Annotated in this window: 16 protein-coding genes; 7 read left to right on the forward strand and 9 right to left on the reverse strand. The window is 38.1% G+C overall.

Annotation, left to right across the window (positions count from 1 at the left end):
* Positions 1–298: 298 nt before the first annotated feature.
* Positions 299–724: a DUF6892 domain-containing protein gene (locus OQX62_RS15975; RefSeq protein WP_265832605.1), complete on the reverse strand. Its 426-nt coding sequence runs from the start codon at positions 722–724 to the stop codon at positions 299–301.
* Between the two features lie 259 nt (positions 725–983).
* Between OQX62_RS15975 and OQX62_RS15980 the strand changes: the two genes are divergently transcribed.
* The 3 genes from OQX62_RS15980 (at position 984) to OQX62_RS15990 (ending at position 6,189) form a co-directional block, all read left to right on the forward strand.
* Positions 984–1,436, forward strand: coding sequence for a GNAT family N-acetyltransferase (locus OQX62_RS15980; RefSeq protein ID WP_265832606.1), 453 nt, complete (start codon positions 984–986; stop codon positions 1,434–1,436).
* Positions 1,437–1,590: 154 nt separating this feature from the next.
* Positions 1,591–4,569 (forward strand): SusC/RagA family TonB-linked outer membrane protein, encoded by a 2,979-nt coding sequence (locus OQX62_RS15985; protein ID WP_265832607.1) that lies wholly within the window; start codon positions 1,591–1,593, stop codon positions 4,567–4,569.
* 18 nt (positions 4,570–4,587) lie between these two features.
* Positions 4,588–6,189: a RagB/SusD family nutrient uptake outer membrane protein gene (locus tag OQX62_RS15990; RefSeq protein WP_265832608.1), complete on the forward strand. Its 1,602-nt coding sequence runs from the start codon at positions 4,588–4,590 to the stop codon at positions 6,187–6,189.
* A gap of 119 nt (positions 6,190–6,308) precedes the next feature.
* On the opposite strand, the gene OQX62_RS15995 is transcribed toward OQX62_RS15990, so the two are convergent.
* The 8 genes from OQX62_RS15995 to OQX62_RS16030 form a co-directional block, all read right to left on the reverse strand.
* A complete protein-coding gene (locus OQX62_RS15995; RefSeq protein ID WP_265832610.1) occupies positions 6,309–7,478 on the reverse strand; it encodes a peroxiredoxin family protein in 1,170 nt (389 codons plus the stop codon).
* 3 nt (positions 7,479–7,481) lie between these two features.
* Positions 7,482–8,171, reverse strand: coding sequence for a hypothetical protein (locus OQX62_RS16000; protein WP_265832611.1), 690 nt, complete (start codon positions 8,169–8,171; stop codon positions 7,482–7,484).
* Between the two features lie 53 nt (positions 8,172–8,224).
* A complete protein-coding gene (locus OQX62_RS16005) occupies positions 8,225–8,416 on the reverse strand; it encodes a hypothetical protein (protein ID WP_265832612.1) in 192 nt (63 codons plus the stop codon).
* Between the two features lie 113 nt (positions 8,417–8,529).
* On the reverse strand, positions 8,530–10,062 hold the full coding sequence (locus OQX62_RS16010) for a vitamin K epoxide reductase family protein (protein WP_265832614.1): 1,533 nt from the start codon (positions 10,060–10,062) through the stop codon (positions 8,530–8,532).
* A gap of 203 nt (positions 10,063–10,265) precedes the next feature.
* Positions 10,266–11,366: a UDP-galactopyranose mutase gene (gene glf / locus OQX62_RS16015; protein WP_265832615.1), complete on the reverse strand. Its 1,101-nt coding sequence runs from the start codon at positions 11,364–11,366 to the stop codon at positions 10,266–10,268.
* Positions 11,367–11,399: 33 nt separating this feature from the next.
* Positions 11,400–12,707, reverse strand: a complete 1,308-nt coding sequence (locus tag OQX62_RS16020; RefSeq protein WP_265832616.1) for an HlyD family secretion protein — start codon at positions 12,705–12,707, stop codon at positions 11,400–11,402.
* A gap of 1 nt (position 12,708) precedes the next feature.
* Positions 12,709–14,910, reverse strand: coding sequence for a peptidase domain-containing ABC transporter (locus OQX62_RS16025; RefSeq protein ID WP_265832617.1), 2,202 nt, complete (start codon positions 14,908–14,910; stop codon positions 12,709–12,711).
* Positions 14,911–14,932: 22 nt separating this feature from the next.
* Positions 14,933–16,201 carry a DUF6734 family protein gene (locus OQX62_RS16030; protein ID WP_265832618.1) on the reverse strand — a complete coding sequence of 423 codons (1,269 nt, stop codon included), beginning with the start codon at positions 16,199–16,201 and terminating at the stop codon, positions 14,933–14,935.
* Positions 16,202–16,945: 744 nt separating this feature from the next.
* Between OQX62_RS16030 and OQX62_RS16035 the strand changes: the two genes are divergently transcribed.
* From OQX62_RS16035 to OQX62_RS16050, 4 genes are read left to right on the forward strand one after another with little or no spacing between them, the layout of a single operon-like run.
* A complete protein-coding gene (locus OQX62_RS16035; RefSeq protein WP_265832619.1) occupies positions 16,946–19,054 on the forward strand; it encodes a TonB-dependent receptor in 2,109 nt (702 codons plus the stop codon).
* Positions 19,055–19,097: 43 nt separating this feature from the next.
* A complete protein-coding gene (locus tag OQX62_RS16040; RefSeq protein ID WP_265832620.1) occupies positions 19,098–19,745 on the forward strand; it encodes a hypothetical protein in 648 nt (215 codons plus the stop codon).
* Positions 19,746–19,751: 6 nt separating this feature from the next.
* Positions 19,752–20,840, forward strand: a complete 1,089-nt coding sequence (locus OQX62_RS16045; protein ID WP_265832621.1) for a sensor histidine kinase — start codon at positions 19,752–19,754, stop codon at positions 20,838–20,840.
* Positions 20,833–21,588 carry a LytR/AlgR family response regulator transcription factor gene (locus OQX62_RS16050; protein WP_265832622.1) on the forward strand — a complete coding sequence of 252 codons (756 nt, stop codon included), beginning with the start codon at positions 20,833–20,835 and terminating at the stop codon, positions 21,586–21,588. The genes OQX62_RS16045 and OQX62_RS16050 overlap by 8 nt, the downstream gene beginning before the upstream one ends.
* Positions 21,589–21,690: the final 102 nt, after the last annotated feature.

Raw genomic sequence — 21,690 nt, forward strand, 5'->3', positions numbered from 1 at the left:
AGTTCCCCCTATGTAACGAAGTTGTTAAGACTAATTTTAAATAAGACAAAATGATGACAAAAGTACCTGACCGATGCATCTACCGGTGGATTCTCAAAGACAACTTATCTGGAAGCCATGAGGGGATCTGGTACGGCAAACAAAGTTCTTTTTTTATCGAATGTGGAATTTCTGAGCCTGATTGGAGCTGATGATAAAATTGAGGCCTTCAAAAAAATCATAGATGAACAGATGAAGAAACAATTAGCTGTTCAATTGCCTAACCAGACCGGTTGAGCAGCCAATCTTCATACACTATTTATAATTGCTGTGCGGTTATTCCTTTTGATTTGAGCGCTGCATAAACTTCAGGTTCTGAATTGAACAAGGTCATCTTTTTCAGATTAGGGAAATGATCAACGTCTGCAAAAGATGTGATGTCATATATATCGTCTTCACCATCCCAAAGAGGAACAATCTGCAAGTAAACTTCATTCCCCCCATCCTGGTAAAGTTCAGTTACTTCTGGTGCAAGGGACTGATCTATTTTGATTTCTTTAAAATAAGCGATTACTTCCGGGATAGGGTCATATCCTTCTTCTTCAATGTCAATCTTACGTTTATCATATTGCTTCACAAATTTATATACATCAAATTCAGGCTGTATAAGCTTTTTTCTATACATCAGCTCTTCAATGATTAACAGTTTAAAGTTAAAGTCCTTAAAATTGATTGCCTGAGTCATAGTTGCTTTATATTTTTTTTAGATAAAAATGCCTTGAGACCAGTTCAGAAATGTAATGGAATCTCGTTCCTCTGATCATGTATCATTATGAACATAAGCGGCTTAATAATGTTTCGCTTAAATGGTAAAATCTCCATTGATGCATGTGCTGGAAAAATGCCAAATTAAATAATTCTAAAATTTCAAAAATTTTAGTTAATTGCGCTGATTATTCAACAATAAACGGCTATTCGCTTCTTTTGGATAAAAAAAAAGCATTATGATCATTTCTGAAAAGAACCATACCTATCACCATCAAATCAATCCGGATTTATCAAACGTAGACTGGCAACATATACTTCACTTATTCCAAAAAATAAACTGGAAACATAGAATAGCGGAAGAAATCGAGAAAGCTTTCCGGTTAAGCACCACAACTATCTTTATATATGATGAAGAGGTAATTATTGCTTTCGGCCGGGTCATCGGAGATGGCCGGTATTACGCAATGCTGGCTGACATTGTAGTAGACCCGGATTATCAGGGCCAGGGACTGGGGAAATACCTGGTTAAGACTCTAAACGATCAGCTGGTCAATTATCACTTCGTTAATTTAAGTGCAGCACCCGGAGCCGATGATTTCTACAAAAGTATGGGCTGGAAAAAGCAGACCACAGCATTTATATGGCCTCAGGGCCCAAAACAATTGAGACAACATTGCGAAGAAGATTGATATCTATTTTCCTTAACTACACCAATCCTTAACCAGCTAAAAAATTGCCGATATAAGGTAAAATCCGAATAAAACATTGTGTTAGGCACTGGTAACTTTAAAAATCCTTCCGCCCGGAAGTAGTTACCAAATATTCAACCTAACCAACAATGATATGAATTTTACCAAAAAACCCATTCATCACACCATCAGAAGGTATCTTGCCCTGCTGATGCTCTGTTTAATTTATCAGGTTACTGCTGCCCAGAACAACCTGAACATCAAAGGAAAGATCAGCGATGCGAACGACAATATGCCGCTGATTGGCGTTTCAGTCAAAGAAAAAGGAACCAGCAATGCCACTATAACTGATAATAACGGAAATTTTAGCCTGAAGATTAATTCCGCGAACGCCGTAATCGTATTGAGCTATATTGGCTACACGGCCCAGGAAGTATCCGTTAATGGTCGCCAGCAAATCAATATCCCGCTCCAGGCAGAATCCAAGGGACTGAATGAAATTGTAGTCGTGGGTTACGGCACGCAGAAAAGAGGAGAAGTCACCAGCTCCATTGCTACGGTCAAAGCCAAAGACTTCACCAAAGGTGCAGTAAGAGATGCGGGCCAGCTGATCCAGGGAAAAGTGGCGGGATTACGGATTACCACTCCCTCAGGAGATCCAACAGGGGGCACGCAAATCAATCTCCGCGGACTGAATTCGCTGAACGGAACATCAGAACCGCTGGTTCTGATTGATGGTATTCCGGGTTCGCTGAATACGGTTGCCCCCGAAGATATTGAATCCATGGATGTACTGAAAGACGGATCGGCCGCAGCGATTTATGGCACAAGGGCCACTGGCGGGGTGATCCTGATCACCACCAGGAAAAACACTACAGGATCAAAAGCTACTATTGAGTACACCAATTATGTAAACATCCAGAAGATCGTCAATAAACCTGAACTGTTAACAGCAACGGATTACCGTCGGCTCATCAGTGAAGGCGTAAAATACCAGGATTTGGGTGGCGATACCAACTGGCTGGATCAGATCCTGCAAAACCCGGTTAGTCAGAACCATAACCTGAGCCTTTTTGGGGGTAATGCAACCACTAACTTCAGCGGATCTGTCAATTACAGAGATTGGGAAGGCATCTTTTTACGGACCGGACAAAAACGTTTAACTGTGCGCGCTGCCCTCAACCACTCCATGTTTGATGATAAACTGAAATCCAGCATCACCATCATCAACCGCAGTATTACCTCTTCCCAGGGTGGCGCAGATGGTTATGCATATCGTCAGGCAATTATCCGGAATCCGACAGACAATATTTATAATCAGGCGGGGAAATGGCAGGAGCGCGACGTCTATTTCTATGATAACCCGCTGTCCAGGATCAATGAAGCCACTAATGATGCCAGACTCAGGGAAACCCGGGTGAACGGAAGTCTCGATTACCGTCCTGTCAAAGATCTGAGTATTAAATTACTGGCTTCCAATATTCAAACCAATAACCTCTATGGAAGCAGTACTACATTCAATCACGTCAATACTACCAAATCCCAACTCAATGGCACAGCGGAGCGTAAAACCGAAGCAAATACAGAAAATTTGGTCGAATTTACCACTAACTACAGTAAAAGTATAGGCGACCATAATTTCAGTATCCTTGGCGGATACAGCTGGCAAGATGCAGTTTATGAAGAGTTCAAAGCCAACAATTTCAATTTCCCAACGGATGCTTACAGCTATAACAACCTGGAAACCGGCGCTGCACTGAAAGAAGGGAGAGCAGAAATGACCAGCTATAAAAGCAAATGGCAGCTGGCAGGTTTTTTCGGCCGGTTAACCTATAACTGGAAGGAGAAATACATGCTCATGGCGAGTTTAAGGAGAGAAGGTTCTTCAAAATTCGGCGCCAATTATCACTGGGGTTCCTTCCCTGCCGTATCTGCAGGATGGCGAGTGAGCAAAGAAAACTTCATGCAGCACATTCCTTCCATTTCTGACCTCAAAATCAGAGCAGGATTTGGGGTAACAGGAACAATTGCCAGTGATCCCTACAATTCTCAAACTAGCTATAAATATGACTATGCGGAAGGCGCTTTTATTGATGGAAAGTGGGTGCCAGGATTTGTGCCACAAAGAAACTTTAACCCCGATCTTCGATGGGAGCGAAAAACGGAATACAATGCAGGGATAGATTTTGGTTTATTTAAAAACAGGGTTACGGGTTCACTGGATTATTATACCAGAACGGTGAACGACCTGCTTTATACCTTTGGGGTTCCTACTCCGCCTTACCTTACCCCAAGCATGCTGCTGAATGCCGGAACAATGAAAAACTCAGGTTTCGAAGCATTGGTAAACATTAAAGCTGTTAACAGCAACACCTTCCAATGGAACACGGGGCTGACCTACTCAACAAATAAAAACAAACTGGTTGATCTGTCGAATGATAAATTTGATGTAACGGTCGACTTTATCAACGCAGGTTATACGGGAGAACCGATCCAGACTTACACACACAGGGTTCAGGTAGGTGGTCCGATAGGCCAGTTTTATGTACTCAAAACTGTAGGTGTAGATGATAACGGGAAATGGCTGGTAGAAAACAAAGATGGCCAGGTGATTCCTATTTCAGACGCAACGGATAATGACCGTCAGTATTATGGTAACGGTATTCCGAAACACCTTGTAGGATGGAACAACAGTTTCAAAATCAAAAATTTCGACTTTGAAATGAATTTCAGGGGAGCTTTCGGCCATAAAGTCCTCAACATGCAGCGCATGTATTACGAAAATCCGGTCAACAAAGCGTATAACGCACTCAAAACAGCATATGAACCCAAATATGGCAAAACGCTGAATAACGACCTGGTTTATGTGAGTGAGTATATAGAAAAGGCAGACTACGTAAAAATAGACAACGTTACCCTGGGTTATACTTTTTCCAAAAACCTGATCAAGGGTATGAGTAACCTGCGTGTATATGTTTCCGGACTTAACCTGTATACCATTACCAAATACAAAGGACTGGATCCCGAAGCCGTAAGTTATACCGGCGACTTCAGTTTTGCACCGGGTATCGAAAACAGGGACACCTATCCTACTACCAGAACTTTCACGGCAGGCCTTAACGCCTCATTTTAAGCTTTAAATGATCATATCATGAAATCAAAAATAATATATCTGCTCATTGCAGCCTTTGGATGTGCAAGTGCGATCAGCTCCTGCACCAAACTGGACGAAGAAGTGTATTCTGAAGTCCTGCCAGCTAAGTTTACGCCGACAGAGAAAGACCTGCCGACGATCATCGCACCTACATATGCTTCGCTCAGAACAGTAATGTGTGGCTGGCAGGGCTATTTTGACCTCCAGGAAGAGGCGGCCGACTGTATCATTACCCCTGTTCGTCCGAATGGATGGGATGATGCCGGGACCTACCGCCGGATGCACCAGCACACCTGGACTACCCAGGAATGGCAGCCTTATAATACCTGGCAAAACGCTTTTGCCACTATTACCAAAGCCAATACCATTCTTTCACAGATCGATGCGGGTACACTTAGCCTGGGGGAAATCAAGCCTAAAGTCATTGCAGAACTTCGCGCCGTGCGGGCTTTTGGCTATTACCTGTTGCTGGATAACCACGGAAATGTACCAATCATCACGAAGATCGACCCGAATGATACCTCCCTGCCCAAGCAAAATACCCGGGCAGAAGTGTATGCCTTTGTAGTGAAGGAACTCAATGAGGTAGTAAATGAGCTTAGTGAAGATGCCAAAAGCACCTATGGCCGTTTGAACAAATGGGGTGTGAAAGCTTTGCTGGCTAAAATATACCTCAATTCAGGCGTGTATGTAGGTCAGGCTGAGTACGAAAAATGTATCCAGGAATGCAATGACATTATCGCCAGCCAGAAATACCGTCTCGACGTCAATTACTCCGACGTATTTACTTATACCAACCAGAACTCCTCAGAGATCATCTTCGCTATCCCTTACGATCAGATTTATGGTAAAGGCAACCAGATTCACCTGAAAACACTGGATCCGCTGAGTCAGTCAGTTTACCAGATGACTGCGCAGCCATGGGGCGGAAATTGTGCTGTTCCCCAGTTCATTAATACCTATGACGCAGAAGACAGCAGACTGAAAGATTCCTGGATCCAGGGACCACAAACCAATCCTTCAACCGGCCAGGTCATGATCACTTATGTGAATTCAGTACCAGGGATGGGCGGATTAGATGGTATTGTTGCACCCAGTAATGCAGGTTTCAGGATCGGTAAATATGTGATCAAACAAAACGCTACTGGCGATATGGATAACGATTTCCCCTTCCTCCGTTATGGCGATGTGCTGATGATGAAAGCTGAGTCACTACTCAGGACAGGCGATGCAGGTGGTGCAGCTACTTTAGTCACCGAGGTGAGACAACGCGCCTTCAGAAACAATCCTGCAAAAGCTACCGTAACTGGTGCAGATTTGACGAAAGGAAGCACTTATCAGTATGGAATTCAGGCACCTGATGGTAAAGTATCCACAGTAAACGGAGGTGCAGATATCCAGTTTGGCCGCTTCCTCGATGAACTGGGCTGGGAATTTGCCGCAGAAGCCCACCGCCGTCAGGACCTGATCCGCTTTGGGGTATATTCAACCAAACAATGGTTTAACCATTCACCCAAAGATCCGACCCGCAGTTTATTTCCCATTCCGCAGGACGAGATTGCGAAGAACGGGAACCTGAAACAGAATCCGGGTTATTAATACAAAAACTACAGGTCAGCACATCAATATGCTGGCCTTTAGTTTTACCGCAGATAAAGATTCATAGTTAACGCTCAATTGGTTTCAAACCTCACTACTGAATTCTTCGGAGCTATTCTTTATTCAGGTGGACCTTTATCACTTTTCATGTACTTAGCTAGTGCCTCCTCCAGCTGCCCAGCTCTTAAGTCTCTCGCAATAATTACCCCCTGCGGATCGAGCAGATAATTTGCAGGTATAAGCTGGATACCATAAGTCTCCTGAGCCAAATTATCAAAATCACTTAGTTGAGGCCACAGCGATACATGATCCTCTTTTATAGCCTGTAACCATTTATCCTTCGATGCCTTCTTATCCAAGGTGATACTCAACACCTGAAAACCGAAATCTTTAAATCTGCTGTAAGCTTTGAGTAGTGCAGGATTTTCCTGTCTGCAAGGCATACACCAGCTAGCCCAGAAATCAACCAACACATACTTTCCTTTGAAACTACTGATATTAAACATTTTACCAGCTGTATCTGGTAAGGATATATCCTCAAACCTTTTACCCGGCTCCATTTGCGTACCGAGGTTTAATTTCTGATATAAAGTTACCGCAGAGGGCATTTTTTTAAGATCAGCATGAAGCTGGTTAAACAGGTCCCTTATTTTTTTCGTTTGAGATTTTATCCGCTGATTTACGTATGGCCGGTTGGCGTACATACACAATGCATACAGACCTATCGCTGAAGATAAATTGGCAGTGAAATATTTTCTATATATATTTTCATCTATCTCAAGATCTATAGAGTCACGCAATTCATCGAGCCTTTGTTCCACATCAGCTATTTTTTTATTTTCATAGCTTACCGTCTTCACCAGACTATCCAGCCGCTCTCGCTGGCTACTCACCTTTTGTTCTATGTCTTCAACTTTTGCCACAAAGTCACTATGATTTTTACTGATGAGTATCGGTTTGAATTCCTGATCTATGCTTATGCTATATTTTGTTTGTACAGCCCAAAATGTTAAAGAGGTAACTTTCCCTCCAAGCCAGTAAAAAGCCATATTAAATAACTCCGGTTCTGAGAATGAAGATTGATAGCTGAAAATTTTGCCTTTTAGAATACAAGTATCAATTTTAGCATCGGTAATTCCAAGGTTAGTTTTTTCGATAAGGATTTGCGTTGGTAATTCTTTTAAATGGCTTACATCAATAGTTAAGCTGACGTTATCATATTTCTTTGACTGGGCCGATAGACGAAAAAAGCTAGTGAACAGCACAGCTATGAGTAATAATCTTTTCATGACTTATAGATCACCCTGTAAAATCATACGCTTTAACTCTTGTCCTTTTTTACTATTCCTTAACCTCTCTGATAATAAGTTGTATAGTTCTGTAGGAGAACCCCAAACTCCATTCAACCTGTCTCTTTTGATTTTTGGAAGAGGCTCAGTGATCGAAATCACTGCATCAAAACTTATCGGTGAATCTGGATATTTCTTCACAAACTCCAGCATTTTTCTGTTCTTAAGCTTAAATGCTTCACTACATTCGTCCAGTTGCCGAGTTAAAAATCCTCCTCCGACTACTATAGCACTATCTAGGTTATCTGGACTATCTGAATCTAGCTGTACATCTTCCAAGATGATTCCCCTAAAATCGTTTTCTCGGCCTACAAGCCAAATCAACTGTCTGAATTTCGATTCCAACTCATCCTTGGAAATATTACCACGTTCACTAACAAAGACACAAGCATGCTGATAATCTTTTCCTTTAAGATCAAATGTTCCATTAAACAAAAATTTACCATTCAAAATTTGAGATTTTATAAATATTTCCGGACTAGAAATAGGGATTCGCTGCGAAAGTGTAGATAAATAGGCAAATTTCGCTTGTTTTACATCCTTAAGAGTTCCGCTTACAGTAAATGTAGTAAGTTGTGAAAACATCGATAAAGGATAACAAAATATGATTATTAATACATATAGATATTTCATATCTGACTTTTATAATTAATATAAGAGGGGTAATCCCCCCTTATATAAGATTATTATTTGTAGCATATATCTGAGCAATACTGCAAATCATGTACAGTAATACAGCAGTGATAGCATACCGTTGCAGGTTTAGTTGCCCAGCTATCACACACACCACCATAGCCACCGAGAATTTTTTTCATCTGATCTCTTTTTAAGACCTCTCCTATTGTATTAACAGGAGTTTTCAATTTTAATTTTTCCATAATTTTGGATATTAATTGTGATTAAATTCGTAATCCTACCACGCCGGATTACGTGAGGCGTATTATCTTAATATTATTCTATCTATTTTTTTAAATTAAATGCAGTCCATCGCCTAGGTCAATATTAAATATTTTACATCTTCTAATTTGTAGGGACTGACTAATTCGTATCCGTCAATCAAAATCGTTGGGGTATAGGCGATCGAAGCTCTATCCATCCATTCCTTCTGATATTTCATGGTAATATTTATTTCATTATTAAAGGTTACGGGATAGTTATCAGACAAAAAGACATACCTTTTACTTTTTCTATTATACCAGTCATTTAATGCTTTCATTACTATTTCATTGCCGTGATGTGCTTGTAATGCATTCATATGCTTAGCAAACATAGTTCCTTCATCATCATCGCCTGATATAACAAATAAGAGTTTTACTTGAATGTCATTTCTTTCATTTATCCACTTGTCAATAAACTGATGAGTTATCCTACACGGATCACAAAATGGATTACTAATTACGGTAATAACGGTTTCCGCTTCAGGATTCCCTAATATGATCGGCCTTATATTATCTACAGTGGAATATTTTTTTTGTGCCATCATAAATTGACTAAACAACTCTTTATTGTATTTAAATTTTTTGAGTTGTTCTTTTAAGGGTTCAACTTGAAATGCATTAATAAAGTAAGGCTTTATAAATATCCAGGCAGCAATGGGCAGGAGAATACAAACTATGATAGGTAACAGTTCGAATGTGAATGGGAAAGAGTATTTAAAGAAAATATTTCCAAAATAAAATATTGAAGCTTCTAACCAAAGAACGACCTGGACAAGACAGCATGCTGTACACCAATTTTTAACTTTTAATTGATATGCTATTGAATAAATTGTGTACGGTAAACACAAAATAGTATACCAATTCATTAGCTCTAAACTTGACGGGATAACAAGTAGAAGTAACAGAGAAGATGAAAAATAAAACAATCCAACTTCACTCCAAGTTAACCAATTAGTCAATTTTGCAGCTTTAGATTTTAATATCTTATCGCAATCGCTTTTATTTCCCAGACGGCACAATTTATTAATAAACGTGTTATTGGAATTTAAGCTATGCATTGAAAGAAATCCACTTAATATAAGCCCAAAAATTTTCACTATAATCAAAAACAGAAATGCTTGAGTTGTATGCAGCAAGTTTAATCGAAGTATAATTATCAATATTAAAACACATGGGAGAAAAAATGGACTAATATTGATTATAAAACCTTTAATTAAAGACTGCGTATAGTTTACTTCTCTACTAAATTCTCCCTTCTCAGCAAATAATATCACCCCATCCCACATTTTAAGGAAATCATCAATTTTTAATGAACCATTTCTTTCTATTTCATTACTGAATGATATATAGCCATTAGAAATCGCATCAACAACTATATATTTTCCTCCACTAACATTCAAATGTGCTATAAAAGGAAAAGTCAAACTTTCGATCTTTTTTAAGTCTTTTTCAACGAGAAATGCCCCATTTGGAATTTTCCAAGAAGTCAAGCAATCGCTCATTGCAAGCATATTTGGGTATTCTGGGTGATCAATCAAATCTTTTTTAATAGTAAAAGAACTGACCTGTATTCTTAATTTTTTCATCAATAATAAAATAACACTTACAGCATTAGGTAATGGTCGAGAAACAGTTATCATAGCATTAGCTTAAGTAATTTAGAGAACACGAATTTTAATTTAGATATAATAATAACACAATTTTATTATTTTATGAAATATTATATAGCTTTATATTACCACAAAATAGTAATATATTAATCTAAAATATATTACTATAATAAAATAAATCACGGACCTGAAGTATAAATTTTCTTGAAAGCGGCAAGTGACTGGGCTACAACTTGATCCATGTTATAATATTTATATGTTGCAAGCCTTCCAACAAAATAAACATCCTTTTCTTTCGATGCCATAGCTTTGTATTTGTTGTAGAGAATAGTATTAGCAGGTGTTGGTATTGGATAGTAGGGATCACCTTCTGCAACAGGGAATTCATAAACAATTGAACTCTTTAAGTGCTTTTGACCTGTAAGATGCTTGAATTCAGTAATTCGAGTATAGGCGTTTTCATTTGGATAATTTATCGAACCAGTTTCCTGAAATTTTTCTGCATCAACGGTATCAAACTTAAATTCCAAAGATCGATATGGAAGCTTACCTAAAGAATAGTCAAAATATTGGTCTATAGGACCAGTGTAGATAATCTTTTGATAGTCAAGATTATTAATAACCTCCTTATAATTGGTATTAAGCATGAGATGGATATTATTATTATCCAGCATATTCTCAAACATCTTTGTATAACCTAGCGCTGGCATACATTGGTAAACATCCGTAAAGTACCTATCGTCTTTGTTCACACGCGTTGGAATTCTGGCGGTTACCGATGCACAAAGCTCGGAAGGATCAAGGCCCCACTGTTTTGCTGTGTAATTTTTAAAAAAAGCTTCATATAGTTCCCTTCCAACACTACTCAGGACAACATCTTCCGCCGTAATTACATTGGTGCGTTCTTCAGACTTTGAAGCTAAGAATGCCGCAACCTCTCCGCTACTCAACTCAATATTGTAGAATTTGTTGACAGTCGTAAGGTTTATTGGGATGGGATACAATTGACCTTGTATACTAGAAAGAACTTTGTGCTCATAATTTCTCCACTGAGTAAATCGAGAAAGATAATCGAAAACTTTCTTTTCATTTGTATGAAAAATATGTGGCCCATATTTGTGAACAAGAATGCCATCATCATTTACATAATCGAAAGCATTACCACCTATATGCCCCCTTTTGTCAATGATTAATATTTTCATATTAGCTTCATTGGCTAGTCTTTCAGCCATAACACTGCCAGCAAATCCAGCACCCACAATCAGATAATCATATTTCATCAGCTTTAAATTAAATTGAGTATTTTAAGATTTCTAGTATTTATTATCTAAAACTTTTAAAAAATTTCTACTAACACGCTGGAGAATAGTAGCATCCTGCGTAATAATGTCAACATCCGCCTGCATACCATTTTTTAAGATTATGTCATGTCCATCATTTTTCTTTTCAAATTCTTCAAAAGTTATTTTAGCTATGAAAATACTGTCCTTAAATGCTACGTCAGAAATATAATTTACCCTTCCCTCAATCATACCATATTGCTCATAAGGAAAACTTCTCATTTTAACAAGCGTACGTTGACCCACTCGAACTTTGCCCATACTATATTGGGGAATTTGTAATTCACCAAAAAAATCTGTGTTATCAGGATTAATTACAAAGATCTCTTGTCCTAAATTAACAGTTTGGTTTTCCTGAACGATACCAGCATAGCTGACCCTTCCGTCAATCGGTGCAGATATAATATATTTATTTATCCATGAATCCGTTTCAGTTATCATATTGTCAAGTGATTGCGCAAATTTTGCCTTCTCATCTGCTATTGTATGATTTAGGTCTAGGATTTCTTTTTGTTTAGCTAAATAAGTACTATTATTATTCAGCAGCTCAGTATCATTTTGTTGGAGTGGATATTTCCCTGAAAGGTATTTGTTTTCCTGTTGCTTGTACTCACTTAAAGACACGACTCCTTTTTTATACAATTTCTTATATGAGTCAAATTCCCTCTCGATATTCCGATACTCCTGCTCTTTTATTCTCTTTTGAAGAATAATTTGATTTCGCAGAAGCTGTACTTCCGCTAGATCTCTTTGGAGGAATTTTTTCTTACTTATATAGTATCCACCAGATTTGGTTGAAACATATTGAAGATATTGTTGATAAAAGTTTTGATACGCTCCCTGCAACTCACCTAATTTCCAATTTTTTAAGGATAAATTCTTTGGCACTTCCCCTCTATTTAAAATTTCACTAACTCTCATCAGTTCTTCGTTCATTACTAAAACATCTTCGTGATTTGCTGTACTTTCAATAAATGCTAACAAACTTTTACGCTTTACTAAAGCACCCTCCTTTACCAATAATGAGACTATTTTCCCATTTTGTTTAACATAAATTGGCTTAGGCGCGTTAAGTGAATTTATTTTCATTTCGGTTTTAACTATATCTGGATATTTTATAAATGCCGATGAGATGACAATCAAGACCATTAAAGTAAATAATAGTAATGTTCCCCATTGTAGAATCCAAGATGGCACAGCAGTAATTATATCTTGAATTTCATCACTATTTAGATCACCATTTTCCAACAAAAATTCGCTTTTTGATATATCATCTTCCATATTAACTCCCTAATTCCAATTGATTTTTTACTAGATTATAGTAAACTCCATTTGCAGTAACCAATTGCTGATGAGGACCATGCTCAATAATTTCGCCCTTATCAAGAACAATAATATTATCAGCATTTCTCACTGTGCTTAATCTATGTGCTACTACAACTACAGTACGTCCTTTAAAAAAACTTGTCAAATTTTCCATAATAACCTTTTCGTTATTTGCATCTAGGGAATTAGTCGCTTCATCAAAAAACATAAAGTCAGGATTCTTATAAACGGCTCTGGCAATCAAAATTCTCTGACGCTGACCTTGACTGATACCATTTCCAGAAGAACCTATTTTTGTACCTAGCCCTTGAGGTAATTCGTTGATATAATCATGAATATTTGCGACTTTTATTGCATTATATAATTTGGACATATTTGGATATTCATCTCCAACAGCAATATTTTTGGCAATTGTATCAGAAAAAATAAAACCATCCTGCATAACAATGCCACATTTACTTCTCCAATATCTGTAACCAATTTGGTTAAGCTGAGTACTGCCAATTTTAATTTCGCCCTTTTGCGGATCATAGAATCTTAAAAGCAGCTTTAAAATAGTCGTTTTCCCACTTCCACTCATACCAACTATCGCAGTAGTTTTGCCTTCAGGTATATGCAAATTGATATTCCTCAAAACCGAGTCATTACCAGCACCAGGATAAGAGAAATTAATATTTTGCAACGTTATATGTTTTTCAAAAGGCAACTCTTGAATGAATTTTCCGTATGCCGGTTCCTCATCTTTTAGCTTATGAATTTCATTTAAACGTTCCAAACTAATTTTTGCATCTTGAAATTGTTGTAAAAACCCAAGCAATTGTTCTATTGGACTATTTAGCTGTCCTACGATATACTGTATAGCCATCATTGCACCCAATGTTAACTCTCCATCAATAACTAACTTTGCTACAATAAATGTTATCAAGATATTTTTTCCTTCGTTAATAAAAAAAGTTCCAAACTGCTGATATTGGCCTAATGCCAGACTTTTCACATTAAACTTGAATAAGCTCGCCTGTATACGTTCCCATTCCCAACGTTTTTGCCGTTCGCAATTGTTTAATTTAATTTCTTGCATTCCATTAATTAACTCGACAATGCTGCTTTGATTTTCTGAAGCAACGTCAAATCTTCTAAAATCTATTTCCCTTCTTTTCCGTAAGAAAATAAAGATCCATGACATATAAAGCCCAGTACTCGCTAAAAAAATAATAAAAACTGTAGCATTGTAATACGCCAATACAAATCCGAAAATTAATAGGTTAGACAGAGAAAAGATAGTAATCAGTGACGAACCAGTTAAGAAATTTTGTATTCTGCTTTGATCAGTCATTCTTTGCATAATATCCCCGGTCATTTTTGTATCGAAAAAACTTACAGGAAGTTTCATCAACTTAATTAAAAAATCAGTTAAAATTGATATGTTAAGTCTAGTAGTAATATGTAAAAGGATCCAAGAGCGAATAAAGTCAACACTCATCCTTCCAAACAGCAACATAGTTTGGGCGATTAATATGATATAGATAAAATTTAGACTACGGGTATTTATTCCAACATCTACAATTGATTGCGTCAAGAAAGGTAAAATCAATTGTAAAACACTACCTACACCTAAACTTAAAATCAGTTGGATAAGTAGCTTCTTATATTTGAAAAGGTAACTAAATAAGTAAGAAAATTCCATTTCCTTAGAGTCATCTTCATTTTCGGCATAAAACTCTGGACCTGGTGAGAGGGAAAGAACAATACCTTCTTCATTATTATAAGTAAAGTTATTCCGCCAACATTTTGAAAACTCTACTTGAGTATATTTGAGTAGTCCCTTGTCAGGATCTGATATATAAAACGTACGTTTATTCCTGTCGGATCTTTTTGATATTTTGTATAAAACAACAAAATGATTATTACGCCAATGTAAAACACATGGCAGATCAATTTTTACAATTTCCGAAATACCTAATTTCAAGCCTGTTGTACGAAATCCAATTTTCTCTGCAGCCTCACTGATACCCAATAGAGAAACTCCCTCCCGATTAATTCCCGAAATATTGCGTAAGCGTTCCAAGCTAAAGTTCTTACCATAATATTTTGCTATTATGCGCAAACAAGTTGGACCGCAATCCATTTGATCAAATTGATGATAGTTAGGGAAAGACATGAATAATAGTAATTGTTGCTTTTTAAACGAATTCCAGTATATTCTCAGTGATAATACTTTCACTTACGATATCAATTAACTTAAATTTCAGATATTCAAAATCTTTACTTCCTTTATCAAGCCCTTCTATCAAATCATTCATACTAATAGGTGATGTAAAATGCAGCATAATTTCATTTATCCCAGCTAATTCCCTTGAAAAAAGAACATCATCATGAGAATCATTTTTTTGTAGAAATATTTTTGAAGACTTCCCTTCACCTTTTTTTGTAATGAGATTAAATTCTTGTTTCAATTTTATTGGTATATCTAGAATTTCCTCAAGGGATTTATTATAAATTATGTCAAATAATTTATAAGTATTTTCATTCGAAATATTAGCAGATGATAATGAGTCCGTCGTTTCCCAATTGTTGTTTCTGAGATATTCTACAACTTTCTGGTGATACAACGGAAATTCATACTTTAATCTCAACTCCAACTGTTCGCATGCCAAAGTATTTTGTTTTGCTATACCAATTAAGTGAATATATTTATCAATGAACGGAACTAAATTAAACCTTAGAACAGCCTGTATAGGATCCAGTTCATATTTATCATTAATCTGGTATTTTACTTTTAATCCTTTTTCTCTTACCAAACAAATAAATAGATATTCATCTAGTATTTGATTAAATCTGCCAACATTAATTAACTCCAGTTGATTCCTGTTTTTGAATAAAAGGTCGAAGGCTGTGTCGCAATAATCTCTAAAAAACTCAAGATTATTCCCGCCAAATACTCCGATATTAGCCAGAGTACTGTAATTGGAATTCTTATTTAGTAAACAATTCGGTATATATTTGAAATTATCATTTATTTCTTTAAGAGACCTTTGATATGGCAATGGTACAGGCAGTAAATTCTGAGCCATAAGAAAGTCTGGGCTGTTTGAATCGCTCAATTTTTCCCATATATAAACATCGTTGTCCATATGTATAAAAGGCTCACATTGAATTTCTATTGTTTTTAACTTACCTAAAACCCATAATCTGCTATCTTCACTGTCTAACTGATCTAAATTTTGATCAACGTAAGAATAAGGAAGATTTAACTGATCAATAAATAGATTGTGACCGTACTGATCTGTGTATAGCTCAACCTGACTATAATAACGTTTTGCGGTCAAACAGCTTAAGCATGTACTCATAATAAAATACTTGTGATTAATCCAACCACCATGCATACGAGAATTTTCATATTCAATATTATTTAAAGCTGGTTTTGTCCATAACGATTGGATTATCTTCATAAGTATAATATTAACAGTAGTAAAATTTACAATTAATTGAATATTAGTGTAATAACAAAAAAAATGACCATTTATATCCTCGTTAGCTACGTAAGATCCTTTTCGTGATATAAAACGATAGAGAATAATAATTTTATAAAAAAACACGTTAACTCGTAAAAAGCGAAATTTTAATAAAAGTTCAAATGCTTATCAACAGCAATTAAATGCAATAATTTTCTCTTTTAAATAATAGCTTAAATTATGAAGTACTATTATATCAAATAAGCACTATATTACCCAAAAATAGTATTTATTTACCCTAATTAATACAGTACTATTTCATAATAATTATGAAAAGCAAGAGACCATCGATTCTAGATACATGTTTACCACGAACTTATAATTAAGAGGTCGATTAACTACGAAATTGCTATCTGCCAGTTCAAGTCATGTGCTAAGTCCATCACATAATTGAATCAGGACTATAATTCCAATTACAAACAAACAGCAAGTTAGTTCAAAAAGCAAGTATTCGCAGAAGCACCGGCGAAATTAGCCAATTCCTCATGCGTAAAGTAGGCACTACAGTATCTTGGATGGAAATACTGACATTAATAAGGCAATATCCAAAGCGGACAGCAAGGCTTAGTTAATTCTATCAAAGTACAACTCACTCCACTAATTCTGCAACTCGTCGGTTTTAAAATTTATTCCAACCCATTACCCCGCATCTTCGGACTATAATTCAATTGTAGCACGAAAATGAAAGTTTTAAAATTAGTCCTCTTCCTTAGCTGTTTTGTTACACTCACACAAGCGCAGATCAATATATCCGGCACCCTGAAATCTGCAAAAGGCGAACCGGTAATCAATGCAAACATTGCGCTTAAAAACACCTATGATGGTTCTTCTACTGACAGTCTGGGCAGATTCACTTTTTCTACGACAGAAACCGGTTTAAAGACCATCCAGTTTTCGGCTTTGAATTATGAAACCGATTCGGTTACGGTAGATCTCAATCACAGCAGCCTTGCCCTCCATTTAATCCTCAAACCCTCCATCAATTTACTGGAGACTGTTGCCATCAGTGCTGGTTATTTTATTGCGGGCGACGGAAAAAAGGGTGCGGTTCTATCGGCACTGGACATCGCCACAACAGCCGGAACCAATGCAGATATATTTGCTGCACAGCAAACTTTACCCGGTGCACAAACCTCCTTTTCTGAAAGCGGCTTATTTGTAAGAGGTGGTTCGGCAGCCGAAACCAAGACCTATTTCGATGGGATGCTGATCAAAAGCCCATTTAATGCTACAGTACCAGACCAGGCCTCACGAGGCCGCCTTTCTGCCTTTTTATTTAAGGGAACCTCTTTTTCCGCTGGTGGTTACTCCGCACAATATGGCCAGGCACTGTCTTCTGCACTCATCCTGGAAACCACCGATCTGCCGGAAAAAACAACTACAGGAATTTCCCTGTTGAGTGTAGGTGTTGGCGTGGATCAAAATATACGTTTCAAAAACAGCGCACTCACCCTGGGCGGTAGCTATTACAACTTAGGTCCTACCTACCAGCTGATCAGACAACAGCATCACTACGTAAAAGTACCAGAACAATTCAGTGGCAGTCTCCAGTATAAACACAAGACCTCGGCCACCGGTATGTTCAAGATTTATGCTACCTATGGCGAATCCAGGCTGGCACTTTTGCAGGAAAATATTGATGCGCCATTAGCACCCAATTATTTCAGCAATAACAATCATAACGTTTATATTAATTCTACCTATAAAGAGTACCTGACTGGTAGCTGGAAACTGGATGCCGGATTTGCATACGATAAAACTGCCGATGCAGGATTACAATCAGTCGATAATTATACGAGGAATGACCATATGTATAATGGCAAAATCACCATCACCAATTATTTTGGCAGGCTGTCAAACTTTAAGTTTGGTACAGAAACCTTTAATAGCGGCAGAACAGAAAGCCTGAATGGAATGGAGCGGGGATACAGCGATCAGCTTAGCGCCGGTTTTGCAGAAACAGACCTCTTTTTAACCGAAAAACTGGTCTTAAGATTAGGGGCAAGAACCGAATATTCCTCCTACCTGGGAAAAGCTAACCTGGCACCCAGAAGCTCACTCGGACTAAAGACCGGTAGAAGCTCCCAGCTCTCATTCGCTTATGGCCGTTTTTATCAGAACCCGGAAGATGAATACCTGGTGATGAAAGCCCTGGACTTTGAAATCGCTGATCATTATATCCTGAAATATGAAATCAATACTGCGCACAGGAATTTCAGGATTGAGGGATATTATAAAGATTATAACCACCTGACCAAAGAAATCACGGCTAACCTCAACAATTCCGGCAGCGGTTATGCACGTGGTGTCGAGTTGTTCTGGAGAGACAGACAAAGTATTAAAAACGGTGATTACTATATCTCTTATTCCTTCCTGGATACGAAGAGAAACTTCCGGGACTTTCCAGCGATGGCCACACCAGCCTTCGCTGCGAAACACACTGCTGCTGTAGTCTACAAGCAGTTCATAGAAAGCATCCAGACCCAGGTTGGCGCTACGTATTCATTCGCATCGGGCAGACCTTATGTGAACCCGAATAACGCGGTTTACCTGTCAGACCGGACTAAGAATTACAATAGTTTGAGCCTCACTGTCAGTCACCTCACCCGCCTCTTCAACCAGTTTACCGTGCTTTACCTCAATGCCAATAACGTTACCGGCTTTAATAATGTCTATGGTTATCAATATAGCAGCGATGGTTTAAACAGGAGGGCTATTGTTCCGGCAGCAAAGAGGAACCTGATTGTGGGAATTTTAATCACCATAGGTGATAACACATTTGTCAGATAAACACCAGAATAATAAACAATTAAAAACCATAAAAAAAACAATCATGAAAAATTTAACAACATCAATTATCCTGCTGCTGATAATGATCAGCCTCAACAGTTTCGGTCAGGCGAACACTACCAAATTTCAAACAGGCGTAAAAAAAGGCCTCGATATGCTGAAGACTGCTGAATCGTCCGCCGACTTCCTCAAGACCTCAAATTATTTTGAAAGAATTGCCCAGGTTGAGACCAAAGAGTGGCTGCCTTCGTACTATGCTGCCTATGCCAACCTGATCGCGGGTTTAACCAGTAAAGATAAGTCACTGCAGGATCAGTATTATGACAAGGCTTTGGTACAAATAGATCAGTCCGATGCGCTATCTGCAGAAAACAGTGAGATCTATGCGCTGAAAGGTTATATCCAATACATGAAGATGAGTATCGATCCTCAGTCCAGGTTATCATTTATGGGTATGTCCAGGTCATCTTTAGGCAAAGCACAGGCATTGAACCCCGGTAACCCGCGCATCTATCTGATCAACGGACAAAACACCTTTTACACACCCGAGGCCTTTGGCGGCGGAAAAGCGAAAGCCAAACCGATCCTGGAAAACGCAGTAGCAAAATTTGCTATCTTTAAAGCGGCCAGTGAAATTGCTCCTTCATGGGGATCAGAAAGAGCTAAAACTTTGTTGGCACAATGTAATTAAGCAGCTATGTCGACCAACTTTACTCAGCATCAGGAAAAAAAAGGGATCAGGTTCATCTATGCCAGCTGGCTGAAGGCCAACATTTATAACCTGATGCTGGGTGCAGTTATCGGCTTACTCCTTACATTGCTCATCAGTGCTCATAAAGGACAATGGATAGGCTGGAGAAGTACGTTCTTCCAGCTCTTATATAGTATTGTCATCAGCCTCTCAGTCACCAATGTGATTTATATCAACCAGAAATATTTACGGTTAAAAAAGGAAACACGCTTATTTTCGATCCTGGCCTATTATACCTCTGCCGTGATCGGAATGGTTATCGCCATCGAGCTGATCTACCTGCTCAGGGCATGGTTATTTAAAGAGCAATATTATTTTTTCCATTGGGAAGATGTACGGTTCAGTACCATTATCGTAGTGATCAGCTGCACCATTATCTATGTCTATTTTTTCCAGAAGAGGGGCTTAAATGCAAAAATACAGGCGCGCGACATGGAGGTATTGCGACTGAGCCAGATGAAAACGCAGGCAGAACTGGCTGCCCTCCAGTCAAAAATCAACCCTCATTTTTTATATAATTCTTTAAATGCGATTGCGAGCTTAATTCATGAAAACCCGGATAAAGCAGAAAGCATGACCCTGAAGCTGTCTAAATTGTTCAGGTACAGCATCAATCAAAACCAGGAGGACCTGGTCACCGTTAAAGAAGAAATGGAAATTGTGAACACCTACCTGGATATAGAAAAAGTGAGATTTGAAGAGCGTATAAATTTTACAATCGAAGTGGATGAGGAATTGCTTTATGCAAAAATACCCAGGTTCCTGATCCAGCCCCTGGTAGAAAACGCCCTGAAACACGGGTTAAAAGACGTGGCCGATCATGCCGAACTGACTGTCCGGGTAAAGAAAACTGAACAGGTAGAGATAAGCATTACCGACAATGGAATCCCATTTCCAGACGAACTTGAAATTGGTTACGGACTGCAAAGTACCTATGATAAACTTGCTTTACTCTATGGCAACCAGTATGAAGTTCAGCTCATCAATCATCCTGTAAAACAAATAAAAATACAAATCCCGCTCCACTATGGATAAAATCTGGAATACGCTCATTATAGACGATGAAACCCTGGCCCGTCAGCGTTTAAAGCGACTCCTTGCAGTGCATGAAAACATTAATATCATTGGCGAGGCCGCAAATGGAAAGGAGGCTTTGGCGCAAATTGAATCGCTGCAACCAGACCTGGTTTTCCTGGATATAGAAATGCCGGTAATGAATGGCTTTGAATTACTGTCAAGGTTAGCTAAACCGCCTAAAGTTATTTTTACCACTGCCTATGATCAGTATGCAGTTAAGGCTTTTGAGGAAGAATCGATCGATTACCTGTTGAAACCTATTGAAGCGGAACGATTGGAAAAAGCTGTCAATAAACTGAAAAAGCTGCAGGTGAATGCCAGTTATACTATCCCTCTGGAGCTGCTGATGCGTCAGCTGAACATTAAAAAAGACATTAAAACCCTTACCGTTAAAATTGGCGACAGGATCCTGCTGATTAAACTGGAAGACCTTGCATTTATCGAAGCAGAGGATAAATATGTATTTCTACATACGGTTGACGGGAACAAAAACCTGACCGACTTCACCATCGCTGCCCTGGAAGAAAAACTGCCAGATCATTTTGTTAAAATAAACAGGGGTACGCTTATCAATGCTGATTTAATTGAAGAAATAAGAAAAGGCTTTAATGGTAGTTTCTATTTTATTATGAATGACAGCAATCATACCAAACTAAGTTCCAGCAGGAGTCACGGGAGCATTTTGAGAGCGCGTTTTGATATTTAATACGCGGCCTGCAATTTAATCATCCATCATGGCCAATCCCGTATCTTATCAAATTATAGCCAAATGATATTTTAATTGAACAGATTCGATCAGCTTTGATTA

It is taken from the genome of Pedobacter sp. MR2016-24 (assembly GCF_026239655.1).
GTDB lineage: Bacteria > Bacteroidota > Bacteroidia > Sphingobacteriales > Sphingobacteriaceae > Pedobacter.